Below are 342 nucleotides of genomic sequence, written 5' to 3' on the forward strand. Positions count from 1 at the left end.
ACCATAGTGGTAAAGAATTCATGTATGGCGAAGCATATAGCATCACAGCCCAAGGAGCGGATGGCAATTGGTTCGTTGTGCCCACCGATTGCTCGTTCACGGCCATCGGTCATGTTTTAAGCGATGGTCAAAGCGGCACCATAACTGCTCATCTTTTTCCCGATATTCTGCCAAACAAGCCTGGCATCTATCGATTCTTCTATGAAGAAAACATAGATGGCAATAAGGTGCTGCTTATGGCAACCTTTGAGTTGAAGTAAATAAAAAGAATTGTTGCTTATGAAAATACTCTTCAGTTTATTGGCATTTTGTTTATTTGCCTCATGCGTCCATTCCCAAGAG

The 342-nt window shown here is 42.4% G+C and carries 1 pseudogene; it reads left to right on the top strand.

Going from position 1 to position 342, the window contains the following annotated elements:
• A pseudogene (locus I6E38_RS15155) lies at positions 1 to 260 on the top strand (energy transducer TonB); the annotation flags it as partial.
• Positions 261 to 342 lie beyond the last annotated feature (82 nt).

Origin of the sequence: Leyella stercorea (assembly GCF_021531355.1) — a bacterium.
Lineage (GTDB): Bacteria > Bacteroidota > Bacteroidia > Bacteroidales > Bacteroidaceae > Prevotella.